A 3,384-nucleotide genomic window follows, 5' to 3' on the forward strand; every position below is an offset into this window, starting at 1 on the left:
GGCTTTACGACGCGGGCCAATTACGACGCGACGCTGAAGAACCTGCGCTCGGCGCAGGCCAAGCTCAAATCGGCGAAAATCGCCTTCGACATGGCCAAAGACCAGCTCGGCTATAGCGAGCTGCGCGCGGAATTCGACGGTATCGTCACCGCGACCGGGGCCGAAGCCGGCCAGTCCGTCAATGTCGGGCAGACGGTGGTGCGCGTCGCCGATCCGGAGAGCCGCGATGCGGTGTTCTCGATCGCGGAAGCTGCCTTCGCCAACGCGCCCGATACGAAGCGGCCACCGCAGGTAACCGTCTCGCTGCTTAGCAATCCGGCGATCACGGCGGTCGGCACCGTCCGCGAGATTGCACCCATGGCTGATGCCGCGACCCGCACCTTCCAGGTGAAGGTCTCGCTCGAGAATGTGCCCGACGAAATGCGCTTCGGCGCAAGCGTCGCCGGCCGCGCCGAGATGGGTGGCGCGCCGGTGATGGTGCTGCCGGGCAGCGCGCTGTTCGATAAGGAAGGCAAGCCGGCCGTGTGGGTCGTCACACCGTCGTCGGCGGTGGAGCTGAGGCCAATCTCTGTCGCCCGCTACGAGACCGATCGCATCGTCGTCAGCGACGGGCTCGCCAAAGGCGATCTCGTCGTCACCGCCGGCGTCAACCGGCTGCGGGAACACGAAAAAGTTCGTATCGTTGAAGGAGAAGGAAAATGACCGTGTCCAAGACAAAGGTCCTCATTGCTGGCGCCGGTCCGACCGGGCTGACGCTCGCGCTCTGGCTGACCAGGCTCGGCGTGCCGGTGCGCATCTTTGACAAGGCCGCAGCTCCCGGCGAAACATCGCGAGCGCTTGCCGTCCAGGCGCGCACGCTGGAGTTCCACCGCCAGATCGGCATCGTCGACGACGTGCTTGCGGAGGGCGTGCGCATCGAGCGACTCACCGTGCACACGCCGGCCGGGATAGCGGCGCGCCTGCCGCTGTCCGATTTCGGCCGCGGCATCAGCCCCTATTCCTTCGCCTTCGCGCTGCCGCAGGACATCCACGAACGCGTGCTGATCGCGCATCTGGAGCGCGCCGGCGTCAAGGTCGAGCGAAGCACCGAGCTCATCACCTTCCAGGACAGAGGCGATGCGGTCGTCGCGACCTTGAGCAAGGTAGGCCGGACCGAAACCGTCGGCGCCGCCTATCTTGCCGGTTGCGACGGTGCCCACAGCGCCGTGCGCCATGGGCTGAAGGTCGGCTTTCCCGGCGGCGCTTACGAGCAGTCCTTCTACGTCGCCGACGTGAAGGGGCGCGGCGAGATCACCCGCAACGGCATGGACACGACGGTCAGCGCCTATGGCTTCGCGATCGTCATGCCGGTCCGGCAGTCCGGCTCGGTCAGGCTGATCGGTATCGTGCCGAAGGCGCATGAGGCCGACGAGACGATCAGCTTCGAGGCGATCCGAGCCGATGTCGAGCGCGACACCGGCGTCACGGTCGACGAGGTGAACTGGTTCTCGACCTACCGCGTCCACCATCGCGTCGCCGAGCGCTTCCGCGTCGGCCGCGTGTTTCTTTGCGGCGATGCCGGCCACATCCACAGCCCGGCCGGCGGCCAGGGCATGAACACCGGCATGGGCGATGCAGTGAACCTCGCCTGGAAGCTCGCGGCGATCGTGCAGGGCCGAGCCGATCCGCGCCTGCTCGACAGCTACGAGCCGGAGCGCATCGCATTTGCGCAGAAGCTGATCGACAGCACCGACACCGCTTTCCGCTTCATCACCAGCCGCTCGCGGTTCATAGGCTTGTTCCGTCGCTATCTGATGCCGAAGATTTTGAACGCGCTGCTCCACACCTCTTTCGGCTCGCGCTTCTTCTTCGGCGTGATCTCGCAGGCGGCGATCGAGTATCGCGCCGGACCGATCAGCGCGGGCACGGCGGGCAAGGTGAGCGGCGGCGACCGCCTGCCCTATGTACTCGGCCCCAACGGTGACAATTTCGAGCCGCTGCGCTCGCTCGACTGGCAGGTCCACGTCTACGGCGAGGTCACCTGCGATTTCCGGGCGATGCTGGCGCCGACCGGCATCCCGATCCACGCCTTCGCCTGGTCGGACGCGGCCGAAAAGGCCGGCTTGCAGCGCGACGCTGCCTATCTGGTGAGACCGGACGGCCATGTCGCGCTTGCCTCGCCGGTCCAGGAAGCGGCCGCTTTCCAGCGCTATATCGCCGGTCTCGCCATCAAGCCGAGAACCGCAGAGCGCGCACCCTACCGCGTGCCGGGCACCATGCACAGCCTGGCCTGAACTGCCACGGCGCCCGCCAAGCGGCGGGCGCTTACCGAACCCCAACCGTCACTTGTTTCGCCTGCCGGCAGCCGCCGGCGGAACGCGCCTTTGCGCGCTGAGAGGAATTTGCATCATGACGAGTTTCAACCTTTCCGAATGGGCGCTGCGCCACCGGAGCTTCATCGTCTACCTGATGATCGCGGCGGCACTTGCCGGCCTTTACCCCTATCGCGGCCTCGGTCGCGAGGAGGACCCGCCCTTCACCATCAAGACCATGGTGGTGAAGACGATGTGGCCGGGCGCCAGCGCCGGCGACACGCTGGAGCAGATCACCGACCGCATCGAGAAGAAGCTCGAGGAGCTGCCGGACCTCGACTACGTCAAGAGCTACACCAAGCCCGGCGAGTCCGTCGTCTTCGTCAACCTCAAGGACACGGTCGCCGGCGACCAGGTGCAGCCGCTCTGGTACCAGGTGCGCAAGAAGCTCGACGACATCAAGCCGACGCTGCCGTCCGGCGTGCAGGGCCCGTTCTACAACGACGAGTTCGGCGACACCTATTCGTTGATCTACGCGCTTACTTCCGACAGCCTCAGCCATCGCGAGTTGAAGGATCTGGCGAGCAGCCTGCGCGCCGGGCTGCTCACCGTGAAGGATGTCGCCAAGGTCGACCTGATCGGCCAGCAGGACGAGAAGATCTATCTGGAATTCTCGACCCAGAAGATCGCCGCACTCGGCCTCGACGTCGGCACGCTGTCGCAGGCGCTGCAGGCGCAGAACGCGCTGACGCCGAGCGGCACGGTCGACGCCGGCCCCGAGCGCATCGCCATCCGCGTCTCCGGCAGCTTCACCTCGGAGGAAAGCCTGAAGGCAATCAACTTCTACGCCAACGGCCACTACTTCCGGCTGGGCGACGTCGCCGAGGTCAAGCGTGCCTATTCCGACCCGCCGCAACCGATGTTCCGCTTCAACGGCAAGCCTGCCGTCGGCATCGCCATCTCGTTGACTTCGGGCGGCGACGCGTTGGCGCTGGGCGAAAACGTCAAGGAGAAGATGCACGAAATGGAGGCCGAGCTGCCGCTCGGCGCTGAGCTCGGTCTGGTCGCCGACCAGTCGCATGTCGTGGAAGAA

Annotated in this window: 3 protein-coding genes; all 3 read left to right on the forward strand. The window is 66.0% G+C overall.

The annotated features are described in order from the left end of the window. The coding region (locus EOA29_RS29670; protein ID WP_127221995.1) for an efflux RND transporter periplasmic adaptor subunit at positions 1-702 on the forward strand (702 nt) is incomplete at its 5' end. Continuing rightward, a complete protein-coding gene (locus EOA29_RS29675) occupies positions 699-2,273 on the forward strand; it encodes an FAD-dependent monooxygenase (RefSeq protein WP_126094436.1) in 1,575 nt (524 codons plus the stop codon). The genes EOA29_RS29670 and EOA29_RS29675, both read left to right, overlap by 4 nt. 115 nt (positions 2,274-2,388) lie before the next feature. Then, on the forward strand, positions 2,389-3,384 hold a 996-nt coding region (locus EOA29_RS29680), incomplete at its 3' end, for an efflux RND transporter permease subunit (protein ID WP_145969861.1).

It is taken from the genome of Mesorhizobium sp. M1E.F.Ca.ET.063.01.1.1, from assembly GCF_003998155.1.
Lineage (GTDB): Bacteria > Pseudomonadota > Alphaproteobacteria > Rhizobiales > Rhizobiaceae > Mesorhizobium.